This window comes from Leptospira barantonii (assembly GCF_002811925.1).
GTDB classification, from domain to species: domain Bacteria; phylum Spirochaetota; class Leptospiria; order Leptospirales; family Leptospiraceae; genus Leptospira; species Leptospira barantonii.
Window position 1 is genome coordinate 108,272 of the sequence record NZ_NPDS01000006.1, and the last position, 18,609, is coordinate 126,880.

An 18,609-nucleotide genomic window follows, 5' to 3' on the forward strand; every position below is an offset into this window, starting at 1 on the left:
CCGATTTAGAATTTGGTTTTCAATAGAATTGGATTTTGCAAATTGATTCCCGAGAAGGAAAAATCATGAAGATATCAGTAGGAAATCTGCCCCAGGAGCTTACCGAAGACGAATTAAAAAAGATATTTTCGGAATTCGGTACGGTTCAGGAAGCGCATATTAAAAAAGATAAAACCACAGGTCGTTCTTTATCCTATGGATCCGTCGAGATGGAAGATTCTGCGGGCGCGAAAGCGGTCGCGGCTTTGAACAAAAAAGAAATCCAAGGCAAACAGATCGCAGTTGTAGATTCTGAAGAACTGAAAAAAGAATTCGAGAAAAAACAATCTTTAAAAGGTGGAACCGGTGCCGGTAAGATCCACGGAAATCAAGCGAAAGGCGGATTTTCCGGCGGCGCAACCGTAAGAAGAACCGGAGGAAGAGGAAAATGAAATCAATCCGTTTGACATTGATCTTAGTCGTTCTTTTTGTTTTTATCGCTCCCGCATTTGCGGAAGACTTGGTCATCAAGGACATTCGTATCGGAACCGGTAAAGAAGCGTTTTCGGGTTCCAACGTGACCGTCCACTATGTGGGAACTCTTACAAACGGTAAGAAGTTCGACAGTTCCAGAGACAGAAGAACTCCGTTTACGTTCAATCTCGGAGCGGGCGAAGTCATCAAAGGTTGGGACAGAGGCGTTCGTGGGATGAAAGAAGGCGGGATTCGGAAACTTACCATTCCTCCCGAACTCGGTTACGGTTCCAGAGGCGCAGGTGCCGCGATTCCTCCCAATTCCACACTGGTCTTCGAAGTGGAATTGCTAAAAGTGTACTGAAGATTCAATTCTTTTGAAACAGAATTTACCGGATTCTGACGTTAGATTCTGAGCAGTTTCCGGTTCTAATCTATCATGGAAAAGGAGGGGCTTACTTCCACCGTGATAGCTTAAACCGGATGTCTTACAACTTTTTCGAACATTCCCCGGTTCCGGCCTGTATTTTAGAGCCGTCCCTTTTGCTCCTAAGAGTCAATACCGCGTTTTGCCGCGCTTTCGGCTTTTCCAAATCCGAACTCGAAGGAATCCAAAATTGGAATCATATTTTTGAGTTTAGAAACTCCAAACCCAATCTTTCCGATCCTTCTCTTTGGCCTTCTACAAACGTTCTGGATGAAAATCCATCCTATGCAGTTTCCATTCTTACCAAAGAAGGAATCAGAAAAGAATATTCGGTTTCCTTTGCATTCGATTCGGAAGAATTTCAGATCTTCGCCTATTTAGAATCTTCTCCATTTGCCGACGCACCTCCGATCCGTTATGAATCCGCCAAAATTCTCGCGGGAAACGCCGATTTGGAAAGACCAAGCGATTCCTGGGTTCAGAAACAAAAACTGGAAGCGATCGGAACTCTTTCCGCGGGCGTCGCGCATGAAATCAACAATCCTCTGATGGGTGTGATCAACTACGCGGAGATGGTGTTTAACGGAATCGAAACCGGAAATCCTCTTCGCAAATACGCGGGAATCATTCTTCAGGAAAGCAATCGTATCTCCGAGATCGTGAAGGACATGCTTACGTTCACTCGTTTGGAAAGGGAAGAAGCGAAGATCCACGACCTCACCACCGTTTTTTGTTCCACGTTCGGTCTTTTAAAAAGCGGTTTTCGAAAAGCGGAGATCGAGACCGTGGCTCCGGCCTTGGACATTCCGATCTACGCGGTTTGTTCCGCGGGAAGACTCAGACAGGTTTATCTCAATCTTCTGACAAACGCGAAAGACGCGATCGAAAGTCATCCCGATCCGAATCGTGAAAAGATTCTCACCGTATATTGGGAAAAGATCAAAAAGGGAAATCGCAACTATGTTCGTACCATCGTCGAGGATACCGGACCGGGGATTTCCGAGGAAAACAGACATAAACTTTTCGATCCTTTTTATACGACCAAGGAAATCGGTAAGGGCACCGGGCTTGGTCTTACCGTTTCTTACAATTTAGTCCGTGAAATGGGCGGGGATCTTTCCTTCGAATGTGGAAACGGAACGACCCGCTTTTACGTGGATCTTCCCGAATCTTTCTGAAAGATCCTTGACTTTGAGGAGAATTATCGGATTCTAATAGACTCTCTTTCAAACCCCTCATGACCGGTTCCACGCGTTCAGAACACAAAAGTTACGATCCCGAGGAACGTTATTCCATTTTATTTCATTCCGCGATCGACGCGATCGTTTCCTTGGATAAGAATTTTCGAGTATTTCTAATCAACCCAGCCGCCGAAAAAATGTCGGGCTTTCTCGCTTCGGAGCTGATCGGAAATTCCATCGAACAACAGTTTCCTCTGAGAATTCGAAATCGATTTTATAGAATTCTAAAAAACGTAGCCAAACTTCCGGATAAAAAAAGACAGAAACCTTTCGGTCCGATTCGTTTGATCCGAAAGGACAAAAGCATCTTGATCTCGGAGGTTTCGGTTTCGGTAACGGGACCCGCCGACGATTATCAATATCATATCATCATCCGAGATATATCAGAAAAACATAGAATTCTAATAGAGTTGAAACGAGCCAACCAGACCCTGAAAAAGATGGATCGGGAAAAGGAGGAACTCCTCGAAAAACTCGAAGAAAAGGTAAGACAAAGATCCAGACTTCTCGCGAACTACTACAAGGGAATGAAGGAAGAACTGAGTCTCGCCAAAAAACTACAGACCGAAATTCTTCCGGATATCCCTTCGATTGCGGGTGTGCAGATTCATTCCGCATATCTTCCGATGATGGAAGTGGGTGGGGATCTGTATGATATTTTCGAAATTCGTCCCGGTGTTTTGCGTGTGTTTCTTGCGGATGCGACGGGGCACGGCGTTCAGGCCGCGCTTCTTACGATGACTCTGAAAGGAATTTTGGAATCGATCAAAAAGAAGGACATGGATCCGGGCCGTATTCTCACGGAATTCAACGGAGAATATTGCAGGAACTTCGGAAATATAGGAATGTTCTTTTCCTGTTTCCTCGCGGACATAGATACGATTTCCAAGACGATCGTATATTCTTCGGGTGGTCATCCTCCTCAATTTTTTCTTTCCCACGACTTGGTTATGGGTTTGGATAGAACCGGTTCCCTTTTGGGGCTCGATCCGAACAACGGTTACGGAATTTTTAAACTGAACTATCAATACGGGGATCGTTTGTTTTTACTCACGGATGGGATCTACGAAGAATTCAACTCCGACAAACAACAGTTTGGTGAACTTGCGGTGCAGAATATTCTCGCGAAAAAATTCTCGGAACCGATGGAAGAAACGATTCCTGCGATTTTGCAAAGTCTTATGGACCATCTTGGACCGCAAAAAATACAAGACGATATAACAGCCATTTTGATAGCGTTGGGCTCTCCCGATCTTTGATATGCCCGTTTCGATTTTTGTTTTCGGATTTTTAATTCTTCTCTTTTTTCTTTTTTTAAAAAACGAAAAACGAAAACACGAACTCGCATTCCAAAAAATTCCGATTCGAATCCATGTAAACGGAACCAGAGGAAAGTCCTCCGTAACCCGTTTGATTCATTCCATCTTGACGGAAGAAGGTTGGAATGTTTTCGCAAAAACGACCGGATCGGCCCCAAGTCTTTTGTTTCCGGATCGAAGCGAACGAAGAATTTTTCGAAATAAGATTTCCATCGGAGAACAACGTTCCTTTTTACGTTTCGCTTCGAATCACAACGCGCAGGCGGTTATTGTAGAATGTATGGCGGTTCAACCTCGTTATCAAAAAGATTCCGAAGACATTTTGATTTCCGCCACACATACGATTCTTACAAACGTTCGACCCGATCACGGCGAATGGACCAAGTCGGAAGAAGAAATCCTGGAAGGATTTTCGGGAACCGTTCCGAAAGAAGGGACGTTGTTCCTCGGAAAATCGATTGTGAATTCAAGTGCAGGTACGTATTTCGAAGAAGTGGCCCGGCGAAGAAAAACGAAAATCATAAACACCGAATCTTATAACGCGGCAATGCCGAGCGGGGAAACAAAAACTTCTTCGGATTTTATCGACGCGGCTTTACGTTCGATACGTTATCCGGAACATAGGGAGAATGTAGAAATCGCCATTCGTATTTGTAAAACGTTAGGCGTAACTGAAACATCGATATTGTCCGGTATTCAAAGGGCGGTCCCCGATCCGGGTGCGCTTACGATCACCGAAACGAACCTCGACGGAAAACGGCAAAGGTTCGTGTTTGCATTTGCCGCAAACGATACGGTTTCTTGGGATTGTATCTTGAAAGAAAATATAACGATCGAAGACGAGAAAAAACAAGGATTCGATTCCGCGATCGTGGTTTTCAATTCAAAACGAGAAAGGCCGATTCGAACGATAGAGTTCGCAAAATTCTTAGGCAACAGCGATGAGTTCTCCAAAATTTATTTCTTCGGAGCTTGGGAAAAATTATTTCGATCCTTTTATAAGGGAAATGCGGAGTTGATCGTTTGTAAGAATGATTTCCGATTTGATTTGCGGAAGCCGACGCTCGGTTCTCATCTTTGGATCGGCGCCGGCAATTATCAAGGGCCCGGTAGAACTCGTTTGTTGGAACTTGCGGAACGATTACAAATCTCTCATGGATAGGAAAGAATGGAAATCGTAACCTTATCGATCGGAGTGGGAATTCTTTTCGGCTTTTTGCTCTGGGAAAGAACCGGTCTTTATCCGGGAGGTTGGGTGGTTCCGGGATACGTCGCACTTTTTTTATTCCAACCTTGGGTCTTAGGAACCTTGGTCTTGAGTTCCATTTTGACCTTTACTATTTATAAAATTTCAGAATCTCATTTTCTGAGCTTTGGTCAAAGAAAGACGGCTTTGATTTTGCTTCTTTCTATTTTTGTTTCTATGCTCGTGGATTTTTTTACAGAAAATCATTTCGGATCTATGAGAGATATCGAATCTAAAACGATCTCTCATATCGTTCCGGGGTTGATCGCGTTAACTTTTGAGAAGCAAGGAATTCCGAAAACCTTTTCCTCGATTTTGATCTGTTCCGTTTTGGTTCGTTTGTTTTTGATCTTGGTTCTCGGAGACGTTTTGCTTTCGTGAAAATTCCCTTTTTGAAATCCAATTTGTTTCGAATGAATTCGACGTTTGCAATTGTCTTATTGTGTTTCGCCTCATTCTGTTTTGCAGTTTGGATCGAAACGGTTCCGATCGTAATCCGGAACGATGAAGCCGAAATCAAATTGAGAACAAGCGAAGGAGCGCATAACGCGTTTCTAAAGATCAAAGAATGGAGACTTTCCAAAAATATTCCGATCGATTCTAAGATCGATCCGTCGGGAACGGGCATGATCGGGCTCGAAAGTTCTTCGGTTACGAGTTCTTCCGGAAAACTTTCCTCCAAACAAGCGTCGATCCACCCGGACTTTGCGGCTTGGTTCGTGGATCGATTTCAAAAAGCGGGTTTGAAGCCCGGCGATACGATCGCAGTGGGAATGTCCGGTTCCTTTCCGGCTTTGAATGTTTGTTTTTGGATCGCGGTCGATACGATGAAGCTGAATGTAATCTCGATCGCGAGCGTAGCTTCCTCTCAATACGGGGCCAATCATCCGGATCTTCTCTGGGCGGATCTTGAAAATTATCTGTATCAAGAAAAGAGTATATTCCAAAAATCTATTTTTATGTCTATCGGAGGAATTTCCGATCTTGGAATCGGCATCGGAAAAGACGGCCGGAATAAGATCTTGGCTTCGATCCGAAAAAACGGTTATGAATTTCTTCCTTCGGAATCGTTTGAGGATTCTCTGATACAACGAAAAAAAATCTATGATCGAAAACCGATTTTTTTGTATGTCAACATCGGAGGCGGAACGATTTCTTCGGGAACCAGTCTTGGAAAAAAGAAAATTCCGAAAGGAACCGTGATTGCGGAAGGGGATGTCGAACTTTCCGATCTACCGGATTCGATTCTAAAAAACTACTTAACGCAAAAAATTCCCGTATTGCACGTGAGCGGTATCGAAACGATCGCAAAAGAATCCGGTATGAAATACGAAACCGAAGGTCTTCCGAATCCGGGAAGTTCCGATCTGATTTTCAAAAAAGAAAAGAATCGTTGGCTCGCGGGTTTTCTTTTGATTTTGTTAAGCGCAATGATCTGGATACTTTCGCCTTGGATCTCGTTGTCCGAAACGAAACGAGAAGATTCTTTTTATCTTTAAATTCTTTGGCCTTTGAATTTGGAAAAAAACCAGGCGATGGTTTCGTCCCGTTTTAGATCCGGAAGAAGAATCGCTTCGTAATGATTTTTATCCGGTAAGGTCAAATAAACGGAGGTCTTGAGTTCTTTTTGAAAGACTTGAATCGCGGAATCGGGAAGCAATTCGTCCCCCTTTTTGAAGTTTGATTTCCCGGCGCGGATCACGAGCACGGGAGAAAAAATTTTAGAGTAGGGAAGTATTTTACCCTTTTTTAATGTTTGAACGCTTGCGATCGGATTTTTTAAAAAACGCAACGGGATCCGCCAAGGAGATCTCGCTCCACCCATACTGTTCAGTTCCGAGTCGATGATGGATTCCGGAATGCTACATCTGAATCCGGTTTTGCCCGATCCGTTCTCCGTAACCTCCTCCAACTCATAGTTTAAAAAATTCTCAACATCCTTGTTCCAAGAACTGAGGATGGGAGATTCTTTGGCGAGTTTGAGATACGCTTCTCTGGAAGGAAAAATTTTTCCAAGACGTTCCAAGGATTGTTGAATCATGATCAGATTGGAAAGTTTTCTTTTGACGGAAAGTTGTCCGCCTCCGTCGATGAGGCAAAGTTTGCCTGTTCGTTCCGGATAATTCTTACCAAAGGCGAGAGAAATCCAACAACCGAGGGAATGTGCGAGTAAATTCGCCTTGTCGATTTTTAAAAAATCGAGCATAAACTTTAGATCTTTTGCATGTGATTCGTGGGAATATTGTGTATTCGGTTTCGAAGAGTTTCCTCTTCCTTTCAGATCGTATGCGATTACGGTTAGGCCTTGTTTGACGAGATCCCTCGCGAGAGGTGCGAAGTTTTTTAGATTTCCCGTAAGACCGTGGATGCAGATCACAGGCGAGGGAGAATTTTTAGAAAGCGGAAACTTGCCGTACACTTCCGCCGCTAAATGTTCGGAACCTCCGATCGGAATTTGTAATGATTTTGAAATCGTTTTCGAGTCCGAAGCGGAAGTTGAATTCTTCATTCGTCCGTTATTTCAGCTCCGAATCTTTCCATCAAGCTTCTTAACTCGGATTCGATCTCGGAACGAAACGGAAGATGTATAAAAGCGATCTTTTCTTTTTGTTTGATCGCCTCGTAACCGGATTGTGATTTGGAAACGTTGTACCAGATTTTGGATTCTCCCAGACCCGCAAAACGAATCGTCAACTTTTCTCCTTCTAAAAGAAAGCTGACGATTTTCCCGAGTTCCTTACCGTTGAGAGCCTTTTGAATTTTTTTCAAAAAGATATCCGGAGAATCTTCAGACAATCGTATCGTTTTCATCTAAATTCTCCCTTGTTAGGAAACGTAAAGCATGTAGATGCCTTGGAAAAGACCAACGATGGCGCCAAGGACCGAACCGATCAGAATCAAAACGTATTCGTCTTCTTGAAACGCGGAACGAAGAATCGGTTCGAATTCCTCCGGAGGAAGATCCTTCATTCTTTTGAACATATTGTTCTCGATGGACATAGCGCGTCCCATATACGTTTCAAGTTTGTTCGAGCTGTTTGCGAGAGATTCGGAAACTCTTCCGATCACTTCCTTCTTAGTCGTTTCAAACTCGGAATTTTCGTTGCTCGTCTCCGAATCCAAACCTCCGTTCAGGTGAAGACGTTTTGCGGCTTCTTCGGTTTCGCTTTGAATCGTTTCCACAAGAGAACGTGCGGCGCGTTTGTATAAAATTTCCTCGAGAACGTTTCTTGCGGTCAACACTTGAGTTGCGAACACGTTCGAATATTTTTTGGAAACGTCCTCTTGTCTTTTTAAAAAAAGACCTTGGTAACGAATCGGTCCGACTTTCTTTTCATAAAGAGGACGAAAGATCATCGTAAGCGCGACCCAGTTCGTGATATAACCGACTACCACACCTTGGATGGGAAGAGTCCACCAATACGGAAATAAATTCCAAGCGAGCGCTTGTAGAATTCCCATCGCTCCGCCCAAATACCAACCGCAATGTTCTATGAACTTGAATTCTTTCGAACCGACTTCTTGAAAGATATCCACGATTCTTTTTACGTTCGGTCCCGTGAGTTTACGAAGAACTAAGGAACGAAAATTGAATACGCTTGATACGTTCTCCTTTACCTGTATCATAATATTCTTAACCGTATGTTCGCTTTTTTTCTGAACACCGGAGATGATTCTCGCTTCTTCTTCCCCTTCGAGTTTGGCCCGAAGAGCCGGATTGATATGATGTACGATTTCGCGGGTCGCTTCGGGAACGAGTTCGTCCAAAACGGGTTGGAATTCTTTTTCCAATTGATCCGGGTCCACCTTCGAAAAGAAGTCTTCCACCTTGATCAATCTTTCGGTCATGATATTGACCGATTTCAACGCGAGCTTTTGGGATTTTTTGGGGACGATTCCCTGCCAACCTAAGTACGGTGGAATTCCGACGAACTCCAACGGATAAAAGGTCATTTTGAGAGCGACCACGTTGGTGAACCAACCCACGAATCCGTACGTGACGGGCATCATGAGAATCCCGATCAATTCCTTGTTTTCATTTAAAAATTCCATACAATTTCCTGTAGCAATCGCTATAATTTTTCAACTACTAGCAAGTTCGGTTCCTCGTTGGCGTAGGGCAAATCATTTTTTTTGAACGGTTAGAATAAAATACTCGAATTTGACAAGACCGATAACGTTCCTCCGTCTTAAAATTTCATGCGGAGACGCTTTTTTCAAAGAGTTTGGAAATAAATTTTTCTTTGCAGTTTTGGCGATTGGAGCGATTCTATGAGATCATCCGGTATGAATCCTCAAAATAATTCCGATTTTGAACCTCGAACCTCCGTTCTGCTCAAAAAGAACGGTGAGATTCTTTCGATCGATTCCGGAATTATAAAACATCTCGGTTATGAAACCGATCCTCCTTCGTTTGCGGAGAATCTTTTCGAGGATTGGACAAAGATCAGGGATCTCCATTCTCCCTGGAACGGAACTCTGCATCTGATCGACTCGAAAGGAGTAAAGATTCCTTTTGACGTTTTAATAGAATTGTTAAACGAAGAACTTTTCCTGATCCGTTTTCGAAATTTGAAAGCGGGTTTCCGTCTCGAGGAACAGTTCTTTCAGATCTTTCATAAAAACCTCGCGATCAAACTTGTCATCGACGTCGAAACCGGAATGCTCGTCAACGTCAGCGACTCCGCCCTCGAATTTTACGGATATACTCGGGAAGAATTTTTAAATCTCAAAATCAGCGACGTGAATATGCTCGGGCCCGAAGAGGTGAAAACCGAGATGCTCAAAGCGAGTTCCGAAAACCGTCTTTACTTCAACTTCATTCATCGTTTGAAATCGGGAGAACTCAGGGACGTGGAAGTTTTTTCGGGTCCGATTTCCATTAACGGAAGAATTCATCTCTATTCGATCGTCCATGACGTGACCGAACGCAATCTTATCCAGAAGAAGCTCGAAACTTCGTTGAAGGAAAAGGAACTGATGCTACAGGAAATTCATCATAGGGTGAAAAATAATCTGCAGATCGTTTCGAGTCTTTTGAGTCTTCACGCGGAATACAAGGAAGATCCTTATTTACAAAAGGTTCTTCGGGAATGCGAACTCAGAGTCAAATCGATGGCCTTGGTTCACGAGGAATTATACCGTTCCGATAATCTTGCAAAAGTCGATCTGAAGAATTATTGTTTTTCGCTTTCCTCGAATCTTCTTTCGATCTACGGCCAAGCCGGTAAAATCCGTTTTCACAATTTGGAAAATTCTTTTTTCATTTCGATCGACCGAGCCATTCCGATCGGATTGATCCTGAACGAACTTCTTACCAACTCCTTAAAATACGCGTTTGCCGATCAGGACAAGGGAGAAATTTTTCTGATCCTGAAACATATCGGAGGCAACGTGGAACTCGAATACAGGGACACCGGAGTGGGCTTCCATCTAGACGAAGCTCGGAACGAACAAAGCGGACTCGGATTGAAATTGATCGATATGCTTTCCACGCAACTCCACGCAAAACTTTCCTTCGAAACCAAAAACGGATTTTATCTGAGAATGCACTTCGCGGGTTGGAAGGATTAGGACATTTTCGAAAGAAGAGGGCTTGTCCGATTTCGGAACCTGCTTGCATTATTTAAACTGCGATTTACAGTCGCATTTCGGGAAATATTATGCAACATACAAAAGAAGAAATTCTCAAACAGATATATCTTTTCTCCAATTTTACGGAAGACGAATTAGGAGCCATCGCAGAGAAGACCGAATACAAAGTCTACGAGCAAGGCGACGCGATTTTTCACGAAGGCAATGAAGCGAAGGCATTCTTCGTAGTCATCTACGGAACCTTAAAAGTGCTTACCTCCACCGAAAAAGGGGACGACGTAAACGTAACCACGATCGCCACCGGAGATCATTTCGGAGAACTTCCTTATCTCGATCCGGGTAAACGTTCCGCATCCGTCGAAGCGATGGAAAGATCCGAACTCTTAAGAATTCCTTACGATCATCTCAAAGCGATTTTCGAAAAGGACAAGAACGCTTCCTTAAAATTCTACCAAGCGATTTCCCATTTCTTAGCGAAACGTTTGAGAATGCTTACACACGATTTAACTTACGCGAGAGAACTCAGAAAAAGATACACCATCTGATTTCTTTGGCCGGTTTCGGAAACGGTTTGATCCGTCCGATTCCGGTCTTTCTCTCTCTCCAAGGAATTTGAAATGAAATCTAAATCTTCTCCTCTTTCTATTCTTCCCTTCGTTCGATCCGTTTTTCTTTCCCTCTTAATTCTGTTCGTTTTCTCTTCGTGTACGAAGGTTTTAGTCGGCGGCGGACTCTACTACGAACGATCCAAATCCGATCTCGAAAAAAAAGAAATCCAAGTCGGTTCGTATCACTGGAAATATTTGGAAGGCGGGAAGGGTGAAACGATTCTTCTCATACACGGCTTCGGAGGAGATAAGGACAATTGGACGAGATTCGTAAGAACGTTAACGCCTAACTATCATGTGGTGATTCCCGATCTTCCCGGCTTCGGAGAAAACGACCGCAAACAAGAGGACGAATATTCCATTCTGACTCAGGTAAGTCGTCTGAACGAATTTCGTAAAAGTCTTGGATTAGAAAAGTTTCATATAGCCGGAAACTCGATGGGAGGTTCGATCTCGGGGGTTTATTCGGCGACCTACCCGGAACAAATTCTTACCCTGGGTCTTTTCGATTCGGCGGGTGTAAAGTCTCCGATCAAGAGCGAACTTCTCGGTTATCTCGAACAGGGAAAAAATCCGTTGGTTGCGGCTAACGTGGAAGAATTCGATTTTCTTATGAACTTTATCTTCGTAAAACCCCCTTACATTCCTACTTTTTTGAAGGAATACTTTTCGAACAAGGCGATCGCAAACAAGGACTTCAACGCCAAAATTTACGGCGAAATTCGATCTCAATCCACCGCTCTTGAGGAAAGGCTCGGAAAAATTCAGGCGAGAACCTTGATCCTTTGGGGAGATACGGATCGTGTGATTCATATCAGCGCGTCTGACGTGATGTTAAAAGGTATCAAAAATTCCAGAAGGGTTATTTTGAAAGAATGCGGACATAGTCCCCAACTCGAACGCCCGGAGGAAGTTTCGGAAGTATATGCAGGTTTTCTAAAGGGTCAATGACCTAAGACTGAAACAGAAGTACGATCGCGGATTCTATATCCTGAGTCTGGATCGGTTTGGAGATATACGCGTCCATTCCGGCTTCCAGACATTTTTCCTTATCGCCTTCCATCGCGTTAGCCGTCATCGCAACGATCGTTGGTTTTTGTTTTGCGAAATCCTTTCTTATGTGAAACGTAGTTTCGAATCCGTCCATCTCGGGCATCTGAATGTCCATAAAGATCAAATCGTATTGTTTGTTTTGAAGATTTGCGATCGCCTCGACTCCGTTTAACGCGGTATCAGCGGAATAACCGAGTTTGGAAAGAAGTCTGAGTGCGATCTTCTGATTGATTACGTTGTCTTCCACCAAAAGAATCTTTAGAGGAATTCTCTCCGAAAGAAGTTTTTTCGAATCTCCCTGTTTTTCTTCCTTTAAGATCTTCGTAGGAAACGCCTTCTCGAAATTTTTACTGAGTTCATCCAAGAGAATCGGCTTAAACATCATAAAAATCTTAAATCCAGGACGATTGAACAAACCTTCCGTGACGAGATAATACGATTCCTTGAGTTCCTTTTCCATAAAAAGAATGATCGTAAGTTTTAAGGTCGGGTTTTGATTTTTGAGTTCGTCCAGAACCTCGGGCAAGGTCATGTCCGGAAAGTTGAGATCGGTAAGAAAGATTCCGATTCGATCTTCTTCTCCGAGTGCGCGGATCGCTTCCTTTGCGGTTCTTACGATCTTAACGGAGAATCCGTTTCGTTCGCAGAATTTTTTGATCTGATCTCTGAGAGAGAATTCTTGAATGGAAAGAATGGCGGTGGTCGCTAAGTTTTTGGAATGAAGTTCCTGCACTCCGACCGGAATTCTATATTCCAATCTTTCCGTGATGAGTGAAAGGGAAAATTCGGAACCTTGCCCCACTTGACTTTTTACGATGATTTCTCCCTTCATCAGCTCCGCTAATTTTTTACTGATGGTAAGACCGAGACCCGAACCTCCGTATTTCCGAGTCGTGGAAGAATCAACCTGATTGAACGCTTTGAAAAGAAGTTCCAATTTGTCCTCCGCGATTCCGATCCCGGTGTCCTGAACGTGAAAGATCAATCTTAACTTTTCGTTCGGAAATCTTTCGGCTTCGACATCCACGAGAATTTTTCCTTTTTCGGTGAACTTTACGGAGTTACCGAGTAGGTTCATGAGAATTTGTCTGAGTCTATACGGATCTGAGATGATCCAGTTCGGAACCTGGGATGAAATTCTCGATTCGATCACGAGACCTTTCTCTTCGGCCATGGAACGGAATAGGTTGACCACGTCTTTCGTGAGTTTTTCGGGAGAAACGGGTTGCATTTCGAGTTTGAGCTGACCCGATTCGATTCTAGAAAGATCGAGAATGTCGTTTAACAAAATGAGAAGATTTTGTCCGCTCGACTTGATGATATCCAGATATTCCTTCTGTTCCAAGTTGAGCGAGGTTCCTTCCAGAAGACTGACCGTGCCGATGACGCCGTTCAAAGGGGTTCGAATCTCGTGACTCATCATCGCGAGGAAGTCCGTTTTGGCTTTCGACGCCGCTTCCGCGATCTCTTTGGCACGCTTTAGAGAATCCTCATATACTTTGCGTTCCGTGATCTCGTGCCAAACCGCGAGAAACACTCGCTTCTGATTGATCAACATCGGAGTTAACGTGATTTCGGTTTGGAATTCCTCTCCGTTAAAACGTTTGTAAATCCATTCGAACGTATAAGAACCTTTTTTAAGGGCGATCGATTCGATTTCGGAGCTGATCTCCTCGTTTTTTCTTCCGTCCGTTTGCATTTCCGCGGAAAAATGAGCCGGATGTTTACCAAGAACCATCTTTTTATCGGGGCAACGAAGCATCTTCAAAGTCGCCGGGTTACATTCGAAAATTCCGGATTCGTCGTAGAGCACGTGCGGTTCGCTGGAACGTTCGAACAGAAGTCTGAACTTTTCTTCGGCCAATTTTTTATCCGTGATGTCCACGGAAACCGCGCTGACTCCGGAGATATTTTCCTCCGTGTCGCGGATCGGATAAAACGAAAGTTCGCTGAAGACGAAACTTCCGTCCTGATTCGGTCTGGTTCGAGTAACGCTGAATCGTTCTCCCGAAAGCGCCCGATCGTAGAATTCTTTCCAATACTGTATGATATCCGGAGGAAGTTCCTTTTGAAATACGTTAAAACCGGTGGAGATTTCAGAATGATAGAAATCTTGCATCATCTTCTGAAATTGAGAATTGAATATTAGCAATTCATAATTCTTGTCGATGGACCAAATCATCGAGTCCGAATTTTCTATGATCGCGTTCAGATTCGCCTCGTGTTCCGCGATCGTTTTGGACTGTTGTAAAAGGGATCTTCGAGAATTGATTTTTTCGGTGATGTCCTTGATTTGAACGAGAACGATCCGGTTTAGGTTCGAGGTAAGAATTCGGAAGGAAGCGTTCCCCCAGAATTTTCTATCACGGAACGTTTTGAATTCCACGTCCCAGGAAACTCCTTCTCCCGAAAGGACCTTTTTTTTTCTGGATTCGTATTCGGAAGGGGAGAATCCTTCGGCCAATAAATCTGAAAATGGAATATTCAAAATTTCGGATGGACCCTGGGTTTCAAAATACTGACTCGAAGTATGATTGATTTCCAAAATCCGATCGTCTTCGGGGTTCAACAAAAGAATTGCGTTCGCCGATTTTTGAAAGATCATCGAACGAAGTTCGGAGTCCTTCAAAAAGATATTCGGGGTTTCGATCGAAGAGGATTCGGAATCCGTAAAAAATAAAAGCAGAATGTGATTTTTACCCGAGGGTAAAATCCGAACGTCCAAATCCAAAAACGTACGGTTTTTGTTTCGATACGCGACTTTAAAAAAGGGAGAATCTTGTTTTACCGTTTGCGCTTTTTTCCAAAGGGAATCCCAGGAATCGCTTTCCGACCAATTCCACTGAGAAGGATGAATTTGATTGTCTAAATTCTCCGCAAATTCCCGAAGCGGCTCGGAGAAATGCCAGGTTACCACCTCTCCGGCGGAATCAAGGATGAGAAAGTCTGAATCGGATCGTAAGATGGACATTGCTTTCTATAACTGGGACAAAGGGTATTATAATTTCTCGTGAGGAAAACGCAAACAAGCAAAATAATAAATCAAAATGCCCTCAGAACCACTCATTTTCCATGAGACGGGAGAATCCTTTCTTAGATTCAATTTTTGTCAAATCCTCGTATACTTTTTAGGATTTGAATAGCGAATTAAAAAATTGAATCTTGAGCGGACTTCGGAATTGGGCATTTATTTCCCCGGTAATTTCCGGGCGTGAATCGTTCTTTCTTTTTGATAAATCGGTATTGGACCGTAAATCGGGTTTGATTGACTTCCCGTTCCTCCTCTTTAGGATGCCTCTATTGCCCGTTTATAAAAAGAATCATGGAACCGATTCCAATCACAGAAGAACGTTATCAGCTACTTTTTGATCTCTCCCGAGACGGTTTGGCGATTCATTCCGAGGGAAAGATTTTAAGGGCGAATGACGCACTCATTCAGATGCTCGGTTACGATTCCATTGACGAAGTGATCGGAAAACCGGTTCTTCAGTTCGTACACCACAGATCCCAAAACGTAGTAAAACAAAGAATTCAAAAAATGAACCAGGAAGGCGTGGGCGTCGGGGTTCTCGAGGAAGAATTCGTCCGCAAAGACGGTTCCACCCTATTCGTGGAAGTTGTCGCTACCGCGTTTTTTGAAAACGATCGCCAATACGTTCAAGTGATCGTAAGGGACATCAATACCCGAAGAAGAGCCGAATTGGAATTGGAAAGACTTCGTTCCAAACTCAAGACCACAAGGGATCGATTGATCGGAGTGATCGAAGGAACCAAGGATTCCATCTGCGCGGTCGACATTAACTTTCGTGTGATCGCTTTCAATTCTTCCTTCGAGTTGAACTTCTGGAAACTCTACGGTAAAAAAATCGAAGAGGGAAATCTTTTACCCGAACTCATCTTGGATCCTCTGGAAAGAAGTGTTGTCATCGAAAACTGGAGCCGCGCTCTGAGAGGAGAGGTTTATACCACCGAAAGAACGATGCGCGGTTTCGTTCAGGACGTTGCAATATTAGAAATCAGTTATAGTTCCATAAGGGATTCTTCCCACAATCTGATCGGAGCGACGCAGATCATCCGAGACATCACCGAAAGAAAACGCGGAGAGGAAAAACTCAAAAAAACCCTGGAAGAAAAGGAAGTGATGTTGAAGGAGATTCATCACCGAGTGAAGAATAATCTTCAAGTGGTCGCGAGTCTTTTGGGTTTACAAGCGGAACATTCCGAAAACGAAAAGATCTCCCAGATCTTAAAGGAATGCGAACGAAGAATCCAATCCATGGCCCTCATCCATAAGGAACTCTATCAATCCGAGAATATTACAAAAATTGATTTTTATGATTATCTAAACACCCTTCTTGTCAGCCTTCTTCATTCTTTCGGAAAGGAAAAGAAGATAGAATTTAGAATTTCCTCAAAACCGAATTTCGTTTCCATAGAAACCGCGATTCCTTTGGGGTTGATCGTAAACGAGCTCGTGACCAATTCCTTAAAATACGCGTTCCCAAAGGAGAACTCGGGTCTTATCTCGGTCAGACTCAGATCGGATATGAACGAATCCGTTTTGGAAGTGGAAGACAACGGAATCGGAATGCCCGAAAAATTCGATCTTGCGAACTCCGAATCCTTGGGTCTCAAGCTCGTCGAAATTCTTTCCAGACAATTGAGAGGAAAGTCCTCTCTTATTCCGGGCAACGAAGAAAAGGGCACGAAGTTTCAGGTTCGTTTTAAGATTTAAAAACACTTGTCCTAAGACGTTCCGATTCGGACCCTGCTGGTATCTCCTATGAATTTAATATCCGTCGACAAGATCTCTAAGGAGATCGGCGCCAAAGTTTTACTCGATCAAATCAGTTTCGGAATCAACGAGGGAGAAAAAATCGGAATCCTCGGAATCAACGGTTCCGGTAAAACGACTCTTTTAAAAATGCTCGCGGGTTTGGACGTTCCGGATAGCGGGCAGATTCTGAAGAATAAGATTCTCCAGACCGCGGTTTTATCCCAGTCTCCTTCTTTTGATCCGAACCATTCCATCTTAGAACATATCTTTTCCAGCCCGAGCCCCATCCTGAAAACGGTTCGTTCTTACGAAGCAGTTTGTGAACGTTTGGAATCCGGCGACTCCGACGTTGAGGAAGAATACAATCGATTGATGCAGGAGATGGATCGTCTCGGCGCTTGGGAACTCGAGTCCTGGTTTCGATCCCTTCTGAAGGAATTGGCCATTCCCGATCTCTCCATGAAGATGGGTTCTCTTTCCGGTGGAATGCTCAAGAAAGTCGCATTAGCACAAACGTTAATCGAAGAATCCAATCTCATCATTCTCGACGAACCGACCAACCACTTGGACGTGGACGCGATTCTGTGGTTGCAGGATTATCTGATCGAAACCAAAAAATCGGTTCTGCTCGTAACACACGATCGTTACTTTTTGGAAGAGGTCTGCGATCGAATCATCGAACTGGAGAATGGAAATTTATTATCCTTTCCGGGAAACTTCGGATTTTATCTCGAAAAAAAAGCGGAAGCCGAGATCGTTCGGGAAAAAACCGAACAAAAGGAAAAACAATTTCTCAAAAAGGAATTGGAATGGCTTAGGAGACAACCTAAGGCCCGAGGAACGAAACAAAAAGGAAGAACGGATCGTGCGCTCGAGGTTTTGAACCGGAAAAAAACCGGGAAAGAAATCATTTTGGATTTTTCGGTTTCGGGTAGAAGGCTCGGTAAAAAAGTTCTCGAGCTCAAAAATCTGAACAAATCGTATCAGAAACCTCTAATATCTAATTTTTCTTATACGTTTAAAAACGGAGAACGGATCGGTGTTGTTGGACCGAATGGAGCCGGAAAGTCGACCCTTCTGAATATGATCGCCGGAAGGGAAAAACCCGATTCTGGCGACGTAAGCGTCGGGATGAACACGAACTTCGGTTACTTCGATCAGATTTCCAAAGAACTCTCCGGCGATATGCGGGTTATCGAATATATCAAAAAGGAATGTGGCGTTTCCGTAAAGATGAGCGACGACCGAGTTTTGAGTGCGGCGGATATGCTCGAACTTTTTCTTTTCGACGGAAGATTGCAGGCGGGTTATATCAAAAATCTTTCCGGCGGTGAAAGAAGAAGGTTGTATCTCGTTTCGATCCTGATGACCAATCCGAATTTTTTGATTTTGGACGAACCTACGAACGACCTGGACATCAAAACCCTATCGGTTTTGGAGGAGTTTCTAGCTGAATTCGGCGGTTGTATTCTCGCGGTTTCCCACGATCGTTACTTTATGGACCGGACGGTGGATTATCTTTTCGTCTTCGAAGGGGACGGTGTTGTCGAAAAATTTCCGGGAAACTATTCCGAATATTTGGAATATAAGAATTATCTAAACAAACAAAAAGATAAAAAGGAACCCGAGGTAAGAGTCAAGGAGAACGATTCTTCCAAAGTCAAAAAGGGTTTGAGTTTCAATCAGAAAAAGGAACTCGAAACCTTGGAGGCGACAATCGCCGAACTCGAAGCCGAGGAAAAGGAACTCACCAAAATTTTACAGTCGGGCGCTGGAAAACCCGAAGAGCTCGTTTCTTCCGGGAACAGACTTACCGAGATTCACTCCATTCTTCCCTTAAAGATGGAACGTTGGGAAGAACTTCAGAATCTACTTTAAGAAAATCGAATG

Annotated in this window: 16 protein-coding genes; 12 read left to right on the forward strand and 4 right to left on the reverse strand. The window is 43.6% G+C overall.

What is annotated here, in order from left to right:
- The first annotated feature begins 35 nt into the window (after window positions 1-35).
- The 7 genes from CH367_RS13970 (at window position 36) to pgsW (ending at window position 6,185) form a co-directional block, all read left to right on the forward strand.
- Entirely contained in the window at window positions 36-431 is a 396-nt protein-coding gene (locus CH367_RS13970) for an RNA recognition motif domain-containing protein (protein ID WP_100763118.1), read from the forward strand.
- Window positions 428-817, forward strand: a complete 390-nt coding sequence (locus tag CH367_RS13975) for an FKBP-type peptidyl-prolyl cis-trans isomerase (RefSeq protein WP_100763119.1) — start codon at window positions 428-430, stop codon at window positions 815-817. The genes CH367_RS13970 and CH367_RS13975 overlap by 4 nt, the downstream gene beginning before the upstream one ends.
- 119 nt (window positions 818-936) lie before the next feature.
- Entirely contained in the window at window positions 937-2,058 is a 1,122-nt protein-coding gene (locus CH367_RS13980; RefSeq protein ID WP_100763120.1) for a sensor histidine kinase, read from the forward strand.
- Window positions 2,059-2,117: 59 nt separating this feature from the next.
- Complete coding sequence (locus CH367_RS13985; protein WP_100763121.1) at window positions 2,118-3,380, forward strand: SpoIIE family protein phosphatase; 1,263 nt, start codon at window positions 2,118-2,120, stop codon at window positions 3,378-3,380.
- Between the two features lies 1 nt (window position 3,381).
- Window positions 3,382-4,602, forward strand: a complete 1,221-nt coding sequence (pgsB, locus tag CH367_RS13990; RefSeq protein ID WP_100763122.1) for a poly-gamma-glutamate synthase PgsB — start codon at window positions 3,382-3,384, stop codon at window positions 4,600-4,602.
- Between the two features lie 6 nt (window positions 4,603-4,608).
- Window positions 4,609-5,067 (forward strand): poly-gamma-glutamate biosynthesis protein PgsC, encoded by a 459-nt coding sequence (pgsC, locus tag CH367_RS13995; protein WP_100763123.1) that lies wholly within the window; start codon window positions 4,609-4,611, stop codon window positions 5,065-5,067.
- A 32-nt stretch (window positions 5,068-5,099) separates the two neighbouring features.
- Entirely contained in the window at window positions 5,100-6,185 is a 1,086-nt protein-coding gene (gene pgsW, locus CH367_RS14000; protein ID WP_100763319.1) for a poly-gamma-glutamate system protein, read from the forward strand.
- Here the strand turns inward: pgsW and CH367_RS14005 are convergent.
- Genes CH367_RS14005 through CH367_RS14015 form a run of 3 tightly spaced genes read right to left on the reverse strand, consistent with a single transcriptional unit; the run spans window position 6,182 to window position 8,739 of the window.
- Window positions 6,182-7,195: an alpha/beta fold hydrolase gene (locus CH367_RS14005; RefSeq protein ID WP_100763124.1), complete on the reverse strand. Its 1,014-nt coding sequence runs from the start codon at window positions 7,193-7,195 to the stop codon at window positions 6,182-6,184. The two genes, pgsW and CH367_RS14005, sit on opposite strands and share 4 nt — an antisense overlap.
- Window positions 7,192-7,497, reverse strand: coding sequence for a hypothetical protein (locus CH367_RS14010; RefSeq protein ID WP_100763125.1), 306 nt, complete (start codon window positions 7,495-7,497; stop codon window positions 7,192-7,194). The genes CH367_RS14005 and CH367_RS14010 overlap by 4 nt, the downstream gene beginning before the upstream one ends.
- Before the next feature lie 15 nt (window positions 7,498-7,512).
- Window positions 7,513-8,739, reverse strand: coding sequence for a DUF445 domain-containing protein (locus CH367_RS14015; protein WP_100763126.1), 1,227 nt, complete (start codon window positions 8,737-8,739; stop codon window positions 7,513-7,515).
- A gap of 219 nt (window positions 8,740-8,958) precedes the next feature.
- Here CH367_RS14015 and CH367_RS14020 point away from each other — a divergent pair, with 219 nt between their 5' ends.
- The 3 genes from CH367_RS14020 to CH367_RS14030 all read left to right on the forward strand — a co-directional run bounded on the left by CH367_RS14020 (window position 8,959) and on the right by CH367_RS14030 (window position 11,840).
- On the forward strand, window positions 8,959-10,260 hold the full coding sequence (locus tag CH367_RS14020) for a sensor histidine kinase (protein WP_100763127.1): 1,302 nt from the start codon (window positions 8,959-8,961) through the stop codon (window positions 10,258-10,260).
- 89 nt (window positions 10,261-10,349) lie between these two features.
- On the forward strand, window positions 10,350-10,826 hold the full coding sequence (locus CH367_RS14025) for a cyclic nucleotide-binding domain-containing protein (RefSeq protein WP_100763128.1): 477 nt from the start codon (window positions 10,350-10,352) through the stop codon (window positions 10,824-10,826).
- A gap of 72 nt (window positions 10,827-10,898) precedes the next feature.
- Window positions 10,899-11,840, forward strand: coding sequence for an alpha/beta fold hydrolase (locus CH367_RS14030; RefSeq protein ID WP_100763129.1), 942 nt, complete (start codon window positions 10,899-10,901; stop codon window positions 11,838-11,840).
- A 1-nt stretch (window position 11,841) separates the two neighbouring features.
- On the opposite strand, the gene CH367_RS14035 is transcribed toward CH367_RS14030, so the two are convergent.
- Window positions 11,842-14,913 carry a response regulator gene (locus tag CH367_RS14035; protein ID WP_100763130.1) on the reverse strand — a complete coding sequence of 1,024 codons (3,072 nt, stop codon included), beginning with the start codon at window positions 14,911-14,913 and terminating at the stop codon, window positions 11,842-11,844.
- A 351-nt stretch (window positions 14,914-15,264) separates the two neighbouring features.
- Here CH367_RS14035 and CH367_RS14040 point away from each other — a divergent pair, with 351 nt between their 5' ends.
- Window positions 15,265-16,677, forward strand: coding sequence for a sensor histidine kinase (locus CH367_RS14040; protein WP_100763131.1), 1,413 nt, complete (start codon window positions 15,265-15,267; stop codon window positions 16,675-16,677).
- Window positions 16,678-16,725: 48 nt separating this feature from the next.
- Window positions 16,726-18,597 carry an ABC-F family ATP-binding cassette domain-containing protein gene (locus tag CH367_RS14045; protein ID WP_100763132.1) on the forward strand — a complete coding sequence of 624 codons (1,872 nt, stop codon included), beginning with the start codon at window positions 16,726-16,728 and terminating at the stop codon, window positions 18,595-18,597.
- Window positions 18,598-18,609 lie beyond the last annotated feature (12 nt).

Excerpts from the sequence above, each read along its gene's own strand:
- CH367_RS14045 (WP_100763132.1), top strand. The coding sequence starts at position 16,726 with ATGAATTTAATATCCGTCGACAAGATCTCTAAGGAGATCGGCGCCAAA.
- CH367_RS14010 (WP_100763125.1), bottom strand. The coding sequence starts at position 7,497 with ATGAAAACGATACGATTGTCTGAAGATTCTCCGGATATCTTTTTGAAA.
- pgsC (WP_100763123.1), top strand. The coding sequence starts at position 4,609 with ATGGAAATCGTAACCTTATCGATCGGAGTGGGAATTCTTTTCGGCTTT.
- CH367_RS14040 (WP_100763131.1), top strand. The coding sequence starts at position 15,265 with ATGGAACCGATTCCAATCACAGAAGAACGTTATCAGCTACTTTTTGAT.
- CH367_RS13975 (WP_100763119.1), top strand. The coding sequence starts at position 428 with ATGAAATCAATCCGTTTGACATTGATCTTAGTCGTTCTTTTTGTTTTT.
- CH367_RS14030 (WP_100763129.1), top strand. The coding sequence starts at position 10,899 with ATGAAATCTAAATCTTCTCCTCTTTCTATTCTTCCCTTCGTTCGATCC.
- CH367_RS14025 (WP_100763128.1), top strand. The coding sequence starts at position 10,350 with ATGCAACATACAAAAGAAGAAATTCTCAAACAGATATATCTTTTCTCC.
- pgsB (WP_100763122.1), top strand. The coding sequence starts at position 3,382 with ATGCCCGTTTCGATTTTTGTTTTCGGATTTTTAATTCTTCTCTTTTTT.
- CH367_RS13985 (WP_100763121.1), top strand. The coding sequence starts at position 2,118 with ATGACCGGTTCCACGCGTTCAGAACACAAAAGTTACGATCCCGAGGAA.
- CH367_RS14005 (WP_100763124.1), bottom strand. The coding sequence starts at position 7,195 with ATGAAGAATTCAACTTCCGCTTCGGACTCGAAAACGATTTCAAAATCA.
- CH367_RS14020 (WP_100763127.1), top strand. The coding sequence starts at position 8,959 with ATGAGATCATCCGGTATGAATCCTCAAAATAATTCCGATTTTGAACCT.
- pgsW (WP_100763319.1), top strand. The coding sequence starts at position 5,100 with ATGAATTCGACGTTTGCAATTGTCTTATTGTGTTTCGCCTCATTCTGT.
- CH367_RS14015 (WP_100763126.1), bottom strand. The coding sequence starts at position 8,739 with ATGGAATTTTTAAATGAAAACAAGGAATTGATCGGGATTCTCATGATG.
- CH367_RS14035 (WP_100763130.1), bottom strand. The coding sequence starts at position 14,913 with ATGTCCATCTTACGATCCGATTCAGACTTTCTCATCCTTGATTCCGCC.
- CH367_RS13980 (WP_100763120.1), top strand. The coding sequence starts at position 937 with ATGTCTTACAACTTTTTCGAACATTCCCCGGTTCCGGCCTGTATTTTA.